This is a genomic window from Rhizobium metallidurans (genome assembly GCF_014196505.1).
Lineage (GTDB): Bacteria > Pseudomonadota > Alphaproteobacteria > Rhizobiales > Rhizobiaceae > Rhizobium > Rhizobium metallidurans.
The window spans coordinates 149,696-165,609 of the sequence record NZ_JACIDW010000002.1; the positions used below are offsets into that span (position 1 = coordinate 149,696).

General features: G+C 63.3%; 15 protein-coding genes and 1 tRNA gene. 4 read left to right on the top strand and 12 right to left on the bottom strand.

From position 1 onward, the window contains the following. Positions 1–41: 41 nt before the first annotated feature. The gene (locus tag GGQ67_RS04635) at positions 42–806 is read right to left on the bottom strand and encodes a TIM barrel protein (RefSeq protein ID WP_183899030.1); all 765 of its coding nucleotides are present in this window, start codon (positions 804–806) and stop codon (positions 42–44) included. Positions 807–1,059: 253 nt separating this feature from the next. Between GGQ67_RS04635 and GGQ67_RS04640 the strand changes: the two genes are divergently transcribed. Next, positions 1,060–2,244 carry an MFS transporter gene (locus GGQ67_RS04640; protein ID WP_183899031.1) on the top strand — a complete coding sequence of 395 codons (1,185 nt, stop codon included), beginning with the start codon at positions 1,060–1,062 and terminating at the stop codon, positions 2,242–2,244. Positions 2,245–2,523: 279 nt separating this feature from the next. On the opposite strand, the gene GGQ67_RS04645 is transcribed toward GGQ67_RS04640, so the two are convergent. The 7 genes from GGQ67_RS04645 to GGQ67_RS04675 form a co-directional block, all read right to left on the bottom strand. Continuing rightward, a tRNA-Lys gene (locus GGQ67_RS04645) sits at positions 2,524–2,599 on the bottom strand. A 123-nt stretch (positions 2,600–2,722) separates the two neighbouring features. Further along, complete coding sequence (locus GGQ67_RS04650) at positions 2,723–3,634, bottom strand: PhzF family phenazine biosynthesis isomerase (RefSeq protein ID WP_183899032.1); 912 nt, start codon at positions 3,632–3,634, stop codon at positions 2,723–2,725. 65 nt (positions 3,635–3,699) lie between these two features. After that, entirely contained in the window at positions 3,700–4,440 is a 741-nt protein-coding gene (locus tag GGQ67_RS04655) for an NUDIX hydrolase (protein ID WP_425503752.1), read from the bottom strand. An 11-nt stretch (positions 4,441–4,451) separates the two neighbouring features. Continuing rightward, positions 4,452–5,561, bottom strand: a complete 1,110-nt coding sequence (locus GGQ67_RS04660) for an endonuclease/exonuclease/phosphatase family protein (RefSeq protein ID WP_183899034.1) — start codon at positions 5,559–5,561, stop codon at positions 4,452–4,454. A 70-nt stretch (positions 5,562–5,631) separates the two neighbouring features. Further along, positions 5,632–6,660: an ATP-binding cassette domain-containing protein gene (locus GGQ67_RS04665; RefSeq protein WP_183899035.1), complete on the bottom strand. Its 1,029-nt coding sequence runs from the start codon at positions 6,658–6,660 to the stop codon at positions 5,632–5,634. After that, the gene (locus tag GGQ67_RS04670; protein WP_183899036.1) at positions 6,648–8,342 is read right to left on the bottom strand and encodes an ABC transporter permease; all 1,695 of its coding nucleotides are present in this window, start codon (positions 8,340–8,342) and stop codon (positions 6,648–6,650) included. The genes GGQ67_RS04665 and GGQ67_RS04670 overlap by 13 nt, the downstream gene beginning before the upstream one ends. A 15-nt stretch (positions 8,343–8,357) precedes the next feature. Next, entirely contained in the window at positions 8,358–9,335 is a 978-nt protein-coding gene (locus GGQ67_RS04675) for an ABC transporter substrate-binding protein (protein WP_183899037.1), read from the bottom strand. Between the two features lie 168 nt (positions 9,336–9,503). On the opposite strand from GGQ67_RS04675, the gene GGQ67_RS04680 reads away from it, so the two are divergent. Further along, on the top strand, positions 9,504–10,562 hold the full coding sequence (locus GGQ67_RS04680; RefSeq protein WP_183899038.1) for an aldo/keto reductase: 1,059 nt from the start codon (positions 9,504–9,506) through the stop codon (positions 10,560–10,562). Between the two features lie 20 nt (positions 10,563–10,582). Here the strand turns inward: GGQ67_RS04680 and GGQ67_RS04685 are convergent, their stop codons facing one another. Continuing rightward, entirely contained in the window at positions 10,583–11,806 is a 1,224-nt protein-coding gene (locus tag GGQ67_RS04685; RefSeq protein WP_183899039.1) for an aminotransferase-like domain-containing protein, read from the bottom strand. A 206-nt stretch (positions 11,807–12,012) separates the two neighbouring features. On the opposite strand from GGQ67_RS04685, the gene GGQ67_RS04690 reads away from it, so the two are divergent. After that, positions 12,013–13,113 (top strand): branched-chain amino acid aminotransferase, encoded by a 1,101-nt coding sequence (locus GGQ67_RS04690; RefSeq protein ID WP_183899040.1) that lies wholly within the window; start codon positions 12,013–12,015, stop codon positions 13,111–13,113. Between the two features lie 75 nt (positions 13,114–13,188). Here GGQ67_RS04690 and GGQ67_RS04695 read toward each other — a convergent pair whose 3' ends face one another. Next, on the bottom strand, positions 13,189–13,680 hold the full coding sequence (locus GGQ67_RS04695) for a YidB family protein (RefSeq protein WP_183899041.1): 492 nt from the start codon (positions 13,678–13,680) through the stop codon (positions 13,189–13,191). A 143-nt stretch (positions 13,681–13,823) separates the two neighbouring features. On the opposite strand from GGQ67_RS04695, the gene GGQ67_RS04700 reads away from it, so the two are divergent. Continuing rightward, positions 13,824–14,081: a GlsB/YeaQ/YmgE family stress response membrane protein gene (locus GGQ67_RS04700; RefSeq protein ID WP_183899042.1), complete on the top strand. Its 258-nt coding sequence runs from the start codon at positions 13,824–13,826 to the stop codon at positions 14,079–14,081. 74 nt (positions 14,082–14,155) lie between these two features. On the opposite strand, the gene ilvC is transcribed toward GGQ67_RS04700, so the two are convergent. Beyond that, positions 14,156–15,175, bottom strand: a complete 1,020-nt coding sequence (gene ilvC, locus GGQ67_RS04705; RefSeq protein ID WP_018900336.1) for a ketol-acid reductoisomerase — start codon at positions 15,173–15,175, stop codon at positions 14,156–14,158. A 57-nt stretch (positions 15,176–15,232) separates the two neighbouring features. Further along, positions 15,233–15,886 carry a TetR/AcrR family transcriptional regulator C-terminal domain-containing protein gene (locus GGQ67_RS04710; RefSeq protein WP_183899043.1) on the bottom strand — a complete coding sequence of 218 codons (654 nt, stop codon included), beginning with the start codon at positions 15,884–15,886 and terminating at the stop codon, positions 15,233–15,235. Positions 15,887–15,914: the final 28 nt, after the last annotated feature.

The following is a 15,914-nucleotide window of genomic DNA, read 5'->3' on the forward strand; positions in this document are numbered from 1 at the left end:
TGGCAACATCTGGCGGAAAAAGTTTCATCCGGCCCGCTTGATCAGCCCAGCAGCCGCCGTGTCTGCTCGATCGTTTGCGCACTCGGCCGTGTCGGCCGATACTCCAGTCCAAGAGCGCCGCGATAGCCCTGCGCCACGAGCCAGTCGGCGCGCGCTTTCAGATCGATCGAGCCGCTGCCCGGCTCGTTGCGGCCGGGATGATCGGCGACATGAACGTGGAAGACCTTGTCGATATCGCCACCGATCACCGTCGCCGTCTCCTCGCCCATGACGGCGGAGTGGTAGATATCGTAGATGATCCCGATCTCCGTCCTCCCCGTCTCCCTGGCGATATCGAGCCCTTCCCGGGTCGAACCGAGGAAATAGCCGACATGATCGATCAGCGTGTTCAACGGCTCGACGCCGAGGCGAACGCCGCTGTCGGCGAGCGTTTCGCCGGCGCGCGTCAGCGTTTCGGTGAGCGCCGCCCGCTGCTCCTCGCGGGTCTTGCCGGCAAGGTCGTCGCCCGCCTGCGCGATCAACGTCTTCGCGCCAAGCCGCCGCGCCACCTCGATCGACCGTTTCAGCCCCTCGATAAACGCCGCCTGGTTGGCGCGGTCCGTGAGCGGGATCATCGGCTCGGCGACGAAGCTCGCGAGCTCGATCCCGGTCTCGTTCAGCGCCCATTCGAGGCTGCCGATGTCCTTGTTGGTCCACCGCCAGAACTCGACGGCCTCGACACCGTGACGATGCGCGAGCCTGATACGATCGGCGAAAGTCTCGGCTTCATCGGCGAAAAGCCATTCGATACAGGCAGACAGCTTCATGACATCCCACTTCGTTTCGGCAAGGCAAACGACACGAGCCGCTCGATGATCGCGATCGAACGGCAGGTAAGTGCCTGACTGTAAGCGCGCCGGCCCATCGGCGCCAGCACTAGACTTCCTAGCGTGAAATTACAAACCACAGCGATAGTTTTCACGCAAAATACACGCATCGTGTTTATTTTGGATTGTATCGGCAAAATCCCAAACTAGGATATTGCCGGCGCCGATCTGCGCATACCACCTGGAGACACCAATGCAGCTCGCGCCGCAGCACCGAATCTATGTCTGCTTCTTCCTGTTCGCCGTGTCGATGGGCGCGCTGCTTGCCCGCCTGCCGGACCTGCAGCAGGCGCTCGGCGTCGATCGCTCGCAACTGGGATTGACGCTGATCGGCGCGGCCGTGGGGGCGCTGACGGCGCTGACCTTCGCCTCCCCCATCATCGAGCGTCTCGGCGCCCGCACGACGGCCTTCATCACCGTGCTCGGCACATCGGCGCTGATCGCGACGGTGCCGTGGATGGCAAGCGCGCCGCTGGTCTTCTGCATCCTCATTCTCGAGGGATTGCTGGCCGGCTCGCTGGAAATCAACCTCAATGTCGAGATCGACCGTATCGAGGCGCAGCTCGGCCGCGGTGTGATGAACCGGGCGCACGGCTTCTGGAGCCTCGGCTTCTTCCTCACCGCGCTCGTTGCATCGGGCATTCGCCAGGCCGGCGTGCCGATGTATATCCATCTCGGCCTGACCTTCACCTTCGTTCTCATTGTCGGAACATGGGTGATCTCGGGCATGCGCAACGCGCCGGCGCGCGTCACGCACCACGAGGAGACGAAGGCGCCGTTGATCGCGCTGCCGACGATGAGCCTGCTGCCGCTCTGCGGCATCGGTGTCGCCGCCTTCCTGATCGAGGGTGCCGGCATCGACTGGTCTGCGATCTACATGCGCGACGTCTTCGCCTCCGAACCCTTCATCGGCGGACTTGGTCTCACCTCGTTCACCTTCTTCATGGCAGCCGCCCGCCTGCTCGTCGATCCGCAGGTCGATCGCTTCGGCGCACGCGCGGTGGCGACGGTGCTGCTGGTGCTGGCGGCGGCTGGCGTCATTGCCGTCTGGGCCGCCCCGCATCCCTTCGTGGCGCTGCTCGGCTTCGGACTGATGGGCGCCGGCTGCAGCGCCGTCTATCCGCTCAGCGTCTCGGCCGCCGCGCAGCGCACCGACCGCCCGTCCCACGTCAATGTCGCGGCCGTCGCGCAGATGTCCTTCGTGGTCTTCTTCCTGGCGCCGCCGCTGCTCGGCTTCATCGCCGACCACGCCGGCATGCGCATCGCCTACCTCATCTGCCTGCCGCTGATCATCTACGCGCTGTTGTCGATCAAGTCGCTGCCCAGCCGCAGACGTGCCGACCAGCCGACCGATGCGAGCGCCGGAAGCGCGGCCTAATCAACAGCGGCAAAGACCGAAAAGAGCTCCTGCGACCGTCGCTGGCATTCGCGAGGACACGGCGAATCGCTGAGCCGGCAAATCATGCACCGCGAAAAAATCTCGCTTTCAGGTGCCCGGGCGCCCGCTTTTCAGCATCGTCGGCCCGCACATGGCCGAACTGATTCGCGTGCTGGAACGACCGTCGGAAATAGACGGGAAAGATGCGTACCCCGCCTCACCGGCGGCACTCGCCTGAGCGAGTGTTGCATCTGCAATACTTTGATTTCTCTGAGAGAATGGTGGGTGATGTAGGGCTCGAACCTACGACCCGCTGATTAAGAGTCAGCTGCTCTACCAACTGAGCTAATCACCCGTCCGCGCTGTGTTGCGTGGTGTGAGAGGGCGTATAAACAGGATCGTTCAGCTTGTCTAGCGCCCTTCCTAAAATTCTTTCGACAAACGCGATTTTTTTGTGCGTTGCCGAAATCCAATGAAATCAAAGGTCCAGCGTACCGGTCGCGAGCCGCACCGCCTGGCCGCCGATCCGGGCGTTCGAGATCGACCCGCCTTCGACATCCATATGCAGGTGGATAAAGGAGGGGCGTCCCATCTCCACGCCCTGCTCGATCATGACGTCGTGATGACCATCCGGCAGCCGGTCGAAATGATGGATCGCGCCTGATAGAGCCGCCGCCGCCGATCCCGTCGCCGGGTCCTCGACGATCCCCATGCCGCTCGCGAACATCCGCGTATGGAATTTCGCGACGTGGTTCACGCCACCACGGCAGTAGATATAGGCGGAGGCCAGCGCCCCGTCGACGAAAGGCACGGTCGCTTCCCAAAGCTGCGGATCGAAGTCCAGCCGCTCGGCCACGCCGATGTCGCGCACCGGCACCAGAAGGAACGGCACACCCGCCGACCACAGCGAGGGAACGTGATTCTCGAAGCCGATCTCGCTCGTCTTCAGCGACAGCGCCTTGCCGATGCCGATCCGGTCGAGCGGCATGGCGATCTGCTGCGATTTGCGCGGCAGGTCGAATTCCGCGAAGCTCGCCTCCCCCTCATTCAGCCGCACCGCGCAGCGCACCGGCCCGATGTTTTCCTCCAGCACCGAGACCAGATCGATGGTCGAACCGCCATGGATGCGCTCCGCGAGCGCGATCGCGGTTCCAACCGTCGGATGCCCGGCGAAGGGCAGCTCCCGGCCCGGCGTGAAGATGCGGATCTTGGCGACATGGGCGGGATTGCCGGATGCCTGCACGAAGACCGTCTCTGAAAGGTTCAATTCCTTGGCGATCGATTGCATCGCCTCGTCGCTCAGATCGTCGCCATCGAAGATGACCGCCAGCGGGTTGCCCGTCAGCTTGCGATTGGTGAACACGTCATAGACGCTGTAGCTGCGCGCCACATCGACCTCCTTGTATCGATCCTCGTTGCGCCAACCTGCCCGACCGCTTGAGCGAGCGCAAGGCGTTAGGTGAGCGAAGACTTATGGAAGTACCAGTCGATGACGGGCAGCATCGCGAAGTTATAGGAATAGGCCTCGGGATCAGCCGAACGGATGGCGACGGCGCCCGCGATTTCCTTGTCCTCGGCAACCAGCATGTGCGCGTGGATCCTCTCGACGATCTCGTCGGCCGTCAGGTCGAATCGGTACATCTTGAGCACGGTGACTGTGCGTCGGTGATAGGTCGCGAAATATCCTTCGCCGGCCTGCGCATCACGCAGATCGAAACCCGTTTCCTCCAGCACCTCGCGCCGCATGTTGTATTCCAGGTCGCAGCGCCCGTCGAAAATATCATCCGGCTCCAGCGATCCGGCCGCGAAATAGACCTGTCCGGGATTGGCCGTATGCGCGCCCATGCGGATCGCCACCAGCGCGCCGTCGCTGCTTTCGATGACGGGATAGGCGAAGAGATGGATGCCGCCCTGCCGCTCCGGCTGCCGACGCCAGTACATGAAGGTGGAAAAGGGAATGACATGCCCCTCGCCCGCAAGGCCTTCGCTCGTCAGCGCCAGCCGCTTCTGGAAAATCATCCGGCCGTCGAAAAGATGCGGGTTCGCCGCCGTTTCGCTGACCCAGTTCTCGGCGATCGCATCGCCATTCGCGCTGTAAAACGGATGGTCATCAGGCAGAACGCGGAGATCAACGCCCGCGATCGGAAACACCGTGCGCGGCTCCGGCCAGCCGGCGAAATCCTCTGAAAAGTCCATCTCAAATCCCCTCATGTCAAATCGAGTTCCATGACGACGGGGCAATGGTCCGACGCCTTCGGCCGATCCCAGCCGGTGCGCGGATAGCGCTCGACCTCCTGGCCCGGCGGAAACACCGTGCGAAAGGGCTGGCCGCTGCGAATGATCTCCGGCAGCCGTCCGGCATTGGTCCTAGCAAGTGCCGGCGACAGCCAGATGTAGCCGAGCTGGCACAGCCACTGCTCTTCCGGCCCGCGCGCGTGATAGAGCGTCCAACGGTCGAGCGGATCGCGGCGGCGCACCACGTTCTCCGCGAATCCGTCGCGGCTGAATTCGTCGAGCGCGCTTTCGCTTTCGTCCTCGTGTTTGAACGAATAGCCCGTCCGCCGCCGCCCGATCACGTCGACGCGCTCCTGATAGTCGTTCATGTCGCCGCAGATGACGAAGCGCTTGTCGTCGGTGTTTCCCGCGCCGAACCGGCCTTCGATGATCCGGCGCACGGCGCTCGCCTCGGCGCGGCGGATCGGCATCGTGTAGCGCCGCCCGTCCAGGCCCTCGCGCGGCCCGCCCATCGACTTGAAATGCACGACGTAGAGCGTCATCGGCACGCCGCCGATCCTGAGATCGAGCTCCAGGCAATCGCGCTTGAAGATCTTGTCGTCGATACGGGCGTTCTGGGCGAGATCGTCGTTGAAGAGATTAAGATCGCGATAGGTGGTCATCGCGTGGCTCTTGATCTCGACAAGCTCGATCTTCTGTCCGTCGCGCGTTTCCTCGCGCATCAGGACGGCGACGTCGATGCCGCGGCTGTCATTGCCCTCGACCAGATATTTCTGCCGGTAGCCGTTGCCGACCATGCGGAAGAGATAGCCGTATTCGAAGGCCTGCAGCGCCTCCATGTTGTCGATCTCCTGCAGGCAGAGGATATCGGCATCCGCGTCGGCGATCGCCAGCGCCGTCATCTGCCTGGTATCATCCGTGGACGCGATCACCCGCGCCTGCTCCAGCTGCTGGTAGACGCCCTCGCTTCTGATATCGAAGAGCTTGATCACCCGGTCCTGGCGCAGCTGGTTTCGAAATCCGGTGAAGTCGAACCGCGTCATGAGGTTTTCGACGTTGAAGGTGGCAATGCGTAAAGACATCAGGCACTTCCGGTTGGCTTTGCACCAACACTAGAGAGCAAATGCCGCTTCGGAAAGCCCGCTTCGCCGATCATAGCCGCCATGCACCCCGGATCATCGCCCGGACGTCATCGCCGACGGCAAGCTTCGACCGGCTGAAGGCCCTCAGGATCTGCCCATCCGCCAGCCTGAGCCGGGCCGCGTAGCGCTCGCCTTCGTAGAGCACGGATTCGACCGTCGCCGCGATTCCTTCGCCGCCGAGAACGACATCCTCCTGTCGCACCAGAACATCCGCTCGCGACGCCGAACCGCCCTCACCCGAGAACAACGGCTCGACCGCCGCCCAATCGAGTTGCCTGACGTCACCATCAGGAGACCTCAGCGAAACGATCGCCCCCCGACCGATCAGCCCGCCGACGACGCGCCCCTCCGGCCGCGCATAGATCTCATCCGGCGGCGCCACCTGCAGTAGCTGCCCTTCCGACATCACCGCGACGTCGGTCGCCAGCGCCATCGCCTCGCTCTGGTCATGCGTGACATAGACCATCGTCGCGCCGGAGCGCTGGTGGAACTCGCGAAACGTCTCCTCCATCTCCTGCTTCAGGTGACGGTCGAGGTTGGCAAGCGGTTCGTCGAGCAGCACCACGTCGGGCGATGTCACGAGGCAGCGCGCCAAAGCCACGCGCTGCCGCTGTCCGCCCGAGAGATCGGCGGGCCGCCGCTCCGCATAGGCCTCGAGCCTGACGGTCGCGAGCGCCTCGCCCACCTTTCTGCGATAGGCCTCGCCCGAGACCCCGCGCACCTTTAAGGGATAGCCGACATTGTCGGCGACGCTCATGTGCGGCCACAGCGCGTAGGACTGGAACACCATCGCCATGTTGCGCCTTTCCGGCGGCAGCGATTGCGAGGCGTCGGCGAGCAGCCGTTCGCCGAGGTGCAGCGACCCGTCCGTCGGCGTCTCGAAGCCGGCGATCATGCGAAGCACCGTTGTCTTCCCACAGCCGGATGGCCCGAGCAGCGCCAGGAAGCCACCCTCGCGCACGTCGATCGAAAGGTTCGAGACGGCGGCGCGTCCGGTGCCGAAATCCTTGGCGACACGATTGAGGATCAATTTCGCCACGGCACCACTCCCTTCGGCAGCCGCTTTGCCATCAGTTCCAGAAGCAGCATCATGAAAACGACCATGAGAACGACGAGCACCGACAGCGCCGAGGCGAGATCGGAGCTGCCGCTGTCATCGAGATTGTAGATGGCGACGCCAAGCGTCTGCGTCCCCGCCGACCAGAGCAGCGCCGAGATGGTCAGCTCGTTGCAGGCGATCAGGAAGACGAGGATGACCGAGGCCCCGGCCGCCGGCGCGATCAGCGGCACGATGATATCCTTCAGCCGCCGGAAGAACCCCGCCCCCGACAGCCGCGCCGCCTCTTCCAGTGCCGGATCGAGCTGGTGGAAGGCGCTGACGACAGGCTTGAGGCTGACGGCGAAGAAGCTCGAGAGATAGGCGATCAGGATGATCCACACGGTCCCGTAGATCGTCACGTTGATCAGCGGAATGGGTGCCGCGAAGACGAGGATGAACGACACCGCGACGACGATCCCCGGCAGCGAATACGGGATCTCGATGACGCTGGCGACGATACGCCCCAGCAGGTCCTTGCGCCGCGTCAGCGCATAGGCGGCAAGCACGGTCACCATGAGGAGACACAAGGCGGTGCCCGCCGCCAGCGACAGCGAATTGACGAAGGCCGTCCGCGTCACCGCCTGCGTGAAGAGGATCTCGGAGAAGGCCTGGAACGTCATCGTCTTGAAGGTCAAGGGCACGCCATAGGCCGGCACCAGGGCACCGGCGACCAGCGCGAAGAAGGGTGCCGCCAGCATGAAGAAGATCAGGATCCAGAGCACCGGCGCGAACAGGAGCTTCCAATATCCGAGCTCGAAGGTGGCCGTCGCGCCCGAGAGACCGAGCACGCGGTAATCGCGCCCGCGCAGCGCCCGGTCCTGGATGGCGAGCCCGGCCACCGAGATGATCGCGATGATCGCCGAGAGCAGCGCGACGTCGCCGAAGGTGCGGCTGGTGAAGGCCGAGAACTTGGTGAAGATCAGCGTCGGCAGCGTGTAGATCGAGGCCGGAATGCCGAGAATGGCGGGAATGCCGAAATTGCCGGTGCTGGAGACGAAGGAGATCGCCGCGCCCGCGATGATCCCAGGTAGCGACAGCGGCAGGATGATATCGCGAAACACCCGGAAGCTCGATGCGCCCGAGAGGCGCGCCGCCTCGACGCCATCGCGCGGCAGCGACATCAGGCTGGCGCGCAGCGCCAGATAGACCAGCGGCGCATGCTGCACGCCATAAAGCAGCGCGATGCCGCCGACCGAGTAGAGCGGCTGCGGCGAGCCCAAAGGCGGCGCGATATGCAGCGCCTTCAGAAGCGGGCTCGACGGCCCCGACATCTGCACCCAGGCAAGTGCCGTCACCTGCGGCGGGATCATCATCGGCAGCACGAAGAGGAAGCTGATCACCCCCTTCGCCCTGATATCGGTCAGCGTCAGCAGAAAGGCGAAGGCGCAGCCGATGATGAGCGAGATGATCGTGCCGAGGACGGCGGTGACCAGCGTGTAATAGGTCGCCGACCAGAGCGCCGGATCGGAGAGAACAGCGATCGCGCCGCCATTGGCGAACGCCGCGACACCCGTCATCGCCAGCCGCGCAAGCGGCAGCACGCTGAGGATGAGAACGATCAGGACGATAAAAGGAAACAGCCAGGCGGGCTGGCTGTTTCCGGGACGCACATATCCGTACATGGACGCTGTCGGCTATCAGTTCGAGCCGTAGATGCCCGAGAAGGTCTTCAGGTCGGCATCGGTGTTCTTGAGCGCGGAGGCGGCGTTGATCGGCAGCACCTTGATGCTGTCGCGTGCCGGGAAGCCTTCCGGAAGCTTCATGCCGTTACGAGCAGGGATGTAGCCGAGCTTGACGAAGCCTTCCTGGCCCTTTTCGGAGAGCACGTAATCGACGAACTTCTTGGCGGCGTCTGCGTTCTTGGCGCTGGCGAGGATACCGACCGGCTCGGTCACGGCGGATACGCCTTCCGTCGGGAAGACGAACTCGACGGGAGCACCCTTCGCCTTTTCGCGGATCGGCATGTAGTCGACGATCATGCCATAGGCCTTCTCGCCCGAGGCGACGGCCTTGAGGATGCCGCCGTTACCGCCGGCAGCGGTTGCGCCGTTTGCGGCCAGACCCTTGTAGAAGTCCCAGCCGAGGCCATCGACGCCGGCAAGCGTCTGCGCGTGGATGAGGGCCGCACCCGAGGTCAGCGGGCTCGGCATGGTGACGAGGCCCTTGGCTTCCGGCTTCGTCAGGTCCTTCCAGCTCGTCGGCTTCAGCGAGGCGGACGTGTTGTAGATGATGCCTGTCGTGATCAGCTTGGTCGAATAGTAGTAGCCGTCGGCGTCATAAAGCGAGGCGTCGTAGTTGGTGGCCTCGGGCGACTTGTAGGCCATCAGCTTGCCGGCTTCCTTGAGGCGCTCGAGCGTCACCGTGTCGGCGATCAGGAGAACGTCGGCAACCGGATTGCCGGCCTCGATCTCGGCCTGCAGCTTGGCCATGATCTTCGGCGTGCCGTCGCGCACCCAGTCGACCTTGATGTCGGGGTTGGCGGCCATGAAGCCATCAACGGTTGCCTGCGCATCCTCGTTCGGCTGGCTGGTGTAGAGCACCAGGTTGGCGGCGGATGCGGGAACGGCAAACAGGCTTGCGGCGAGAAGCGCCGCGGCGGAAACGATGGTCTTCATTGGATAATGCCCTCGGTGATGGAAGGCCCGTTCATTAGACATCTGGATTAACACGATTGTGACAGTTGACGTGCGCCGATCATCAATGCGCCGCCCTTGACCCGATCACCTCACCCCTATCTTCTAGCCCGCGTTTTCATTTTCGATTTCGGGACAGGAGGAAGTCTTATGGAATATCGTCAATTGGGCCGTTCGGGCCTCAGGGTTTCCAGACTCACCATGGGCACCATGACCTTCGGCGGCAAGGGCTGGGCCAAGACCGTGGGCGATCTCGGCGTCTCGGAAGCCCGCCGCCTCGTCGACATGTGCATCGACGCCGGCGTCAACCTGATCGACACGGCCGACGTCTATTCGGCCGGCGCCTCGGAAGAGATCATCGGCGAGATCCTCGGCGGCGTCAGAAAGAACGGCACGCTGATCGCCACCAAGGCACGCTTCCCGATGGGCGAAGGCCCCAACGACGCCGGCAATTCGCGCTACCACCTCATCAGCGCCTGCGAAGCCAGCCTCAAGCGCATGAAGACCGATGTCATCGATCTCTACCAGGTGCACGAATGGGACGGCCAGACGCCGCTCGAGGAAACCCTGGAAGCGCTGGATACGCTCGTGAAGCACGGCAAGGTCCGCTACGTCGGCTGCTCCAATTTCTCCGGCTGGCACATCATGAAGGCGCTTGGCATCAGCGAGCGCGAACACCGCGAACGCTTCGTCAGCCAGCAGATCCACTACACGCTGGAAGCCCGCGACGCCGAATTCGAGCTGCTGCCGATCAGCCTCGATCAGGGGCTGGGCGTGCTCGTCTGGAGCCCGCTCGCCGGCGGTCTTCTGTCGGGCAAGCACCGCCGCAACCAGGCCGCCCCCGAAGGCACCCGCCAGTTCGCCGGCTGGACCGAGCCGCCGATCCGCGACGAGGACCGCCTGTGGAATATCGTGGAAACGCTGGTATCGGTCGCCGAAAGCCGCAACGTCTCGGCGGCCCAGGTGGCGCTCGCCTGGCTGCTTGGTCGCCAGGCGGTGACGTCGGTCATCATCGGCGGGCGCACCGAAGCGCAGTTCAAGGACAATCTGGCGGCGGCCGAGCTGAAACTCTCGGCCGAAGAGCGCAAGCGGCTCGACGATGTCAGCCTTCCACAGCTGCTCTATCCCTACTGGCACCAGCGCAACACCGCCAGCGACAGGCTTGGCGAGGCCGATCTATCCCTGCTCGGCCCGCACCTCAATCAATAAGACGGAAACGGTCGGCGGCGCTACGCGCCGCCGATCTCGCCCGCGATCAGCTTTCCAAGCCGCGCGATGCCTTCCTCGATCTTCTCCTCGTTGCTCGACGAAAAGCTCATGCGCAAAGTGTTCTCGCCCGAGCCATCGGCGAAGAAGGCGCGGCCCGGCACGAAGGCGACCTTGACGGTCTCTATCGATTTCGCCAGCAGCTTCGCCCCGTCCATCCCCTTTGGCAGCGTCACCCAGACGAACATCCCGCCCTCGGGCTTCGTCCAGCTGACACCCTCGGGCATGTGCTTTGCGAGCGCAGCCAGCATCACGTCGCGACGCTTGCTGTAGGCGGCCTTGATCTTGGCGACCTGGGCGTCGAAGCCCTTGCGGGCGACCTCGGCGATGGCGATCTGATTGATCGTCGAGGAATGCAGGTCGGCCGCCTGCTTCATCAGCACCAGCTTGCGGATGACAGGCGCGTTGGCGACGATGAAGCCGACACGCAGGCCGGGCGCCAGCGTCTTCGAGAACGATCCGCAATAGATCGTCCTTGTCTTGTCGATATCGCCCTTCTCGGCGATCTCGAGCGACAGGATCGGCGCGATCGCCTCGCCGTCATAGCGCAGCGACTGATAGGCCGCGTCCTCGATGATGGCGATGTCCATCTCGTCGGCGAGCTTGATCAGTTTTTCACGCGCCTCGAGATCGACGCTCTCGCCGGTCGGGTTCGAGAAGTCGGCGGAGAGATAGGCGAACTTCACCTTGCCGCCGGCTTCCTTGGCCTGCGCCTGATAGGAGGCGGGCGTGCGGTTGCCGTTGGGCGTCAGCTGGTCGTAGGCCGGCTCATAGGCGTTGAACGCCTGCAACGCGCCGAGATAGGTCGGCAAAGTCACCAGCGCCGTGTCGTTGGGCGACAGGAACAGCTTGCCGAGATAATCGAGACCCTGCTGCGAGCCGGAGACGATGAAGACGTTGTCGAGGCCGCAGGCAATGCCGAGCTTGCCCATCTCGCCCACCAGCCATTCGCGCAACGGCTTGTAGCCTTCGCTCACCGAATACTGCAGGGCCGAGTTGACCGCCGTGCTGTCGAAAATATTCGAATAGGCCTGCTTGAACTCCCTGTCGGGAAACAGCGCCGGATCAGGAATTCCGCCCGCGAAGGAAATGATGTCGGGCTGATCGAGAAGCTTCAGGAGTTCGCGGATCTCAGAGGCGCGCATGCGCGACGAGCGCGTTGCAAAGATGTTGTCCCAGTTCAGCATCGGGGAGCTTCCTCGTAATTTTTTGTCTTTACTGGACAAGACCACGCAATAAATGATAAGTCAACATTACTGACCTATTTGTTTGCTACCGTGACAATTTTCAGGTCTTTTAATGCGAAAGCCAGTGAAATCGGCCTTTGCAAAGCATAGGTTGCGGCAGTAGTGTCGCGACCGAAATCCAACAGGCTTATGAAGGTGCCCGGACAATGACCGCGTCGTCGAACACTCCCGAAATCAAGATCGAATTCCATACCTCGCCGGTCTCCGACGCCGACCGCATCAAGGCACTGGAAACGCCCGGCTTCGGCAAGGTCTTCACCGATCACATGGTGCTGGCGAAATGGACATCGGACAAGGGCTGGCACGATGCCAAGGTCACGCCGCGCCGCCCGCTGGAACTCGATCCGGCAAGCGCCGTCCTGCACTACGCCCAGGAAATCTTCGAAGGCATGAAGGCCTACAAGGCCGATGACGGCCGCATCCTGCTCTTCCGCCCGGAACAGAACGCCAGCCGCTTTAACCAGTCGGCCGAGCGCATGGCCATGCCGCCGGTTCCCGAGGAACTCTTCCTCAAGGCGGTCGAGGAGCTCGTCCGTATCGACCGGAACTGGATACCGTCGGGTGATGGCAGCCTCTATCTGCGTCCCTTCATGTTCGCCAACGAGGCCTTCCTCGGCGTTCGTCCGGCGCAGGAATATATCTTCTGCGTCATCGCCTCGCCCGTCGGCGCCTATTTCAAGGGCGGCGCCAAGGCCGTATCGCTCTGGGTCGAGACCGAATACACGCGCGCCGCCGCCGGCGGCACGGGAGCCGCCAAATGCGGCGGCAACTATGCCGCCAGCCTCGTGGCGCAGGCTCAGGCCGCCAAGAAGGAATGCGATCAGGTCGTGTTCCTCGATGCGGCCGAACACCGCTGGGTCGAGGAGCTCGGCGGCATGAACGTCTTCTTCGTGATGAATGACGGCACCGTCGTCACCCCGCCGCTCGGCGGCACGATCCTGCCGGGCATCACCCGTGCCTCGGTCATCGTTCTCGCGCAGGAAAAAGGCCTCAAGGTCGAGCAGCGCCCCTACTCCTTCGCGGAGTGGCAGGCTGACGCGGCAAGCGGCAAGCTGGTCGAAGCCTTCGCCTGCGGCACCGCAGCCGTCCTCGCCGGCATCGGCCTCGTGCGCCACGCCGGCGGCGAATTCAAGGTCGGCAGCGGTGAGACAGGCAAGCTGACGACGGAACTGCGCAACGAACTGGTCGGCCTGCAGAAGGGCGTCACCAACGACCAGCGCGGCTGGACCCGCCGCATCATGGCGTAAACCACCGGATAGATCCGATCACGACGAAAGGCCGGCAAGGTTTCCACCTTGGCCGGCCTTTTCCATTGCAGGTCGTCAGGACCGCAGAAGTGCTGCGATCTGCGCCTGGCTCGGGATCTGCCCCTGCGGCGTCAGCTTGTCGACGACACCAGGCAGAACCTTGGAAAGCTGATTGAGCAGCTCCTGTTCGCTGATCCCGGCCTGGCGCGCCAGATCGCTGATCGTCTGCGAGCCGAGCGCGCTTTCCAGATTGCCGGGCGCGATCGGCTGGTTCTGCCCGGGCTTCACCCAGGAATCGGCCACCGACCCCTGCCCGGCTTCCGCGAGCTTGCCGAGCAATCCGCCCAACCCGCCGAGCCCGCCAAGCCCGCCGGCAAGGCCACCGAGATTGCCGAGCAGCCCGCCATCGTCGGCGCCGGCATTCGCTTGCTGGTTCGGCTGCTGTGGTTGTTCCGGCTCGCTCTTGCCACCGGCGCCAAGCAGCTTGCCGACGAGAAGCGCGCCGAGCGCGATCATGATCGGCTTCGAGATGTTCCCACCGGGAACGGCATCATCAAACAATCCCATGTCATTCTCCTTCGGTGTTGTTTTGAAACGAACAGCAAAAACACAACATGAGGCCCGGCCGAGCCTTGAATTCCGCCATGACAACTTTAGCTGATGCTGAAAGATGGTCGGATTGTCCGCCCATTCAAGGAGGGGAAAACAAGATGTCTGTCATCGGGTGGATTATTCTCGGGCTGATCGCCGGCTTCATCGGCAGCAAGATCGTCAACAAGACCGGCTCAGGCATGCTGATGGACATCGTTCTGGGGATCGTCGGCGCCATCGTCGGCGGCGTCATCTTCAGCTTCTTCGGCGCCTCCGGCGTCACCGGCTTCAACATCTACAGCCTCGTCGTCGCCGTCATCGGCGCGGTCGTGGTGCTGTGGCTGTATCACGCGGTGAATGGCCGGCGTTCGATCTAGCCTCCTGACATCGCACCAAACGCATAAGGCCGGCGCTTTCGCACCGGCCTCCATATCTGCGATAGCAGAAGAGCTTAGTTGACGGCCTTGTCGACCAGCTTGTTCTTGCCGATCCAAGGCATCATGCCGCGCAGCTTGGCGCCGACTTCTTCGATCGGATGCTCGTCGTTGACGCGGCGGATACCCTTGAAGCGGGCAGCGCCGGCACGGTATTCCTGCATCCAGTCCGAGGTGAACTTGCCGGTCTGGATGTCCTTGAGGACACGCTTCATTTCGGCCTTGGTCTCTTCGGTGATGATGCGCGGGCCGGTAACGTATTCGCCCCACTCAGCGGTGTTCGAGATCGAGTAGTTCATGTTGGCGATACCGCCTTCATAGATCAGGTCGACGATGAGCTTCACTTCGTGCAGGCATTCGAAATAGGCCATTTCAGGCGCGTAGCCAGCTTCCGTCAGCGTTTCGAAACCGGCGCGGATCAGTTCGACGAGACCGCCGCACAGAACGACCTGTTCGCCGAAGAGGTCGGTTTCGCACTCTTCGCGGAAGTTGGTTTCGATGATGCCCGACCGGCCGCCGCCGACGCCGCAGGCGTAGGAGAGAGCAAGTTCAAGAGCGTTGCCCGAAGCGTTCTGGTGAACGGCAACGAGGCAGGGAACGCCGCCGCCCTTCTGGTATTCGCCGCGAACCGTGTGGCCAGGGCCCTTCGGTGCGATCATGACGACGTCGAGCGAAGCCTTCGGCTCGATCAGGCCGAAGTGAACGTTGAGGCCGTGCGCGAATGCGATGGCAGCGCCGTCGCGGATGTTGCCGGCGATGTCGGCCTTGTAGATGTCGGCCTGCAGTTCGTCGGGCGTCGCCATCATGATGAGGTCGCCCCACTTGGCGGCGTCGGCGACGGTCATGACCTTGAAGCCGTCGGCTTCGGCCTTCTTGATGGTCGGCGAACCGGCCTTCAGCGCGATGGCGACGTTGGCAGCACCGCTGTCCTTCAGGTTCAGCGCGTGGGCGCGACCCTGCGAACCGTAGCCGACGATGACGACGTTCTTGGACTTGATGAGGTTGAGGTCTGCATCACGATCGTAATAGACGCGCATTTGATTGTCCTTCCCTTTGCTTGTCTTGTAGACTGTCAGTATTCGGTAAATCTGTCGTCAGACGACGGCCGGCATGTCGGCCAGCGCCTTCTCCGTCCCGTAGAGCCGGAGGAAGGCGGTCACCGCCTTTTCCGCCTGGCGCGCGGTATCCGTAACGCCCGTGGTATCGCCCAGCAGCATGCGCACATGCAGGTCGGAAACGATCAGGCCATAGAGCGTGTGATAGGCTTCGTCGGCATCGTTGAAGCGCAGCAGCCCTGCCCGCTTGCCGGAATCGATGAGCGCCATGGCGCGGCGGTCGATCTGTCGGCGGCCGCGCTCCAGCAAAAGCTTGCCGAGCTTCGAGCCGTCGCGCGGCGACTGGCCGATCGCCAGACGGTTCAAAGCCAGCGACACGTCGCCCGCCAGAACCTCGAGCAGATCGCGCGAGAAGATCACGAGATGGTCGTGCAGGCTGGCCGAGGTCAGCCGCTCGCCGTTGCGCTCGAACGTGCGCACCTTGCTCGCCTGATAGGCGATCATCGCCGACAGCAGGCCGTCGCGGTCGCCAAACCATTTGTAGAGGCTTTCCTTGGAGCAATTGGCCGCACGCGCGACGCCCGACGTGGTCAGCGCCTTTTCGCCGCCGTCCACGAGCAACCGCAGCGCCTGCTCCAGAACCGCGTTCTGGCGCGGCGAGAATTCGCTGGGCTCCAAGTTTTCGACAGACACGGCATTCGCTCCCGATAAGTACCGTACG

Excerpts from the sequence above, each read along its gene's own strand:
- GGQ67_RS04640 (WP_183899031.1), top strand. The coding sequence starts at position 1,060 with ATGCAGCTCGCGCCGCAGCACCGAATCTATGTCTGCTTCTTCCTGTTC.
- GGQ67_RS04680 (WP_183899038.1), top strand. The coding sequence starts at position 9,504 with ATGGAATATCGTCAATTGGGCCGTTCGGGCCTCAGGGTTTCCAGACTC.
- ilvC (WP_018900336.1), bottom strand. The coding sequence starts at position 15,175 with ATGCGCGTCTATTACGATCGTGATGCAGACCTCAACCTCATCAAGTCC.
- GGQ67_RS04655 (WP_425503752.1), bottom strand. The coding sequence starts at position 4,440 with ATGGACTTTTCAGAGGATTTCGCCGGCTGGCCGGAGCCGCGCACGGTG.
- GGQ67_RS04670 (WP_183899036.1), bottom strand. The coding sequence starts at position 8,342 with ATGTACGGATATGTGCGTCCCGGAAACAGCCAGCCCGCCTGGCTGTTT.
- GGQ67_RS04635 (WP_183899030.1), bottom strand. The coding sequence starts at position 806 with ATGAAGCTGTCTGCCTGTATCGAATGGCTTTTCGCCGATGAAGCCGAG.
- GGQ67_RS04690 (WP_183899040.1), top strand. The coding sequence starts at position 12,013 with ATGACCGCGTCGTCGAACACTCCCGAAATCAAGATCGAATTCCATACC.
- GGQ67_RS04685 (WP_183899039.1), bottom strand. The coding sequence starts at position 11,806 with ATGCTGAACTGGGACAACATCTTTGCAACGCGCTCGTCGCGCATGCGC.
- GGQ67_RS04695 (WP_183899041.1), bottom strand. The coding sequence starts at position 13,680 with ATGGGATTGTTTGATGATGCCGTTCCCGGTGGGAACATCTCGAAGCCG.
- GGQ67_RS04660 (WP_183899034.1), bottom strand. The coding sequence starts at position 5,561 with ATGTCTTTACGCATTGCCACCTTCAACGTCGAAAACCTCATGACGCGG.
- GGQ67_RS04700 (WP_183899042.1), top strand. The coding sequence starts at position 13,824 with ATGTCTGTCATCGGGTGGATTATTCTCGGGCTGATCGCCGGCTTCATC.
- GGQ67_RS04675 (WP_183899037.1), bottom strand. The coding sequence starts at position 9,335 with ATGAAGACCATCGTTTCCGCCGCGGCGCTTCTCGCCGCAAGCCTGTTT.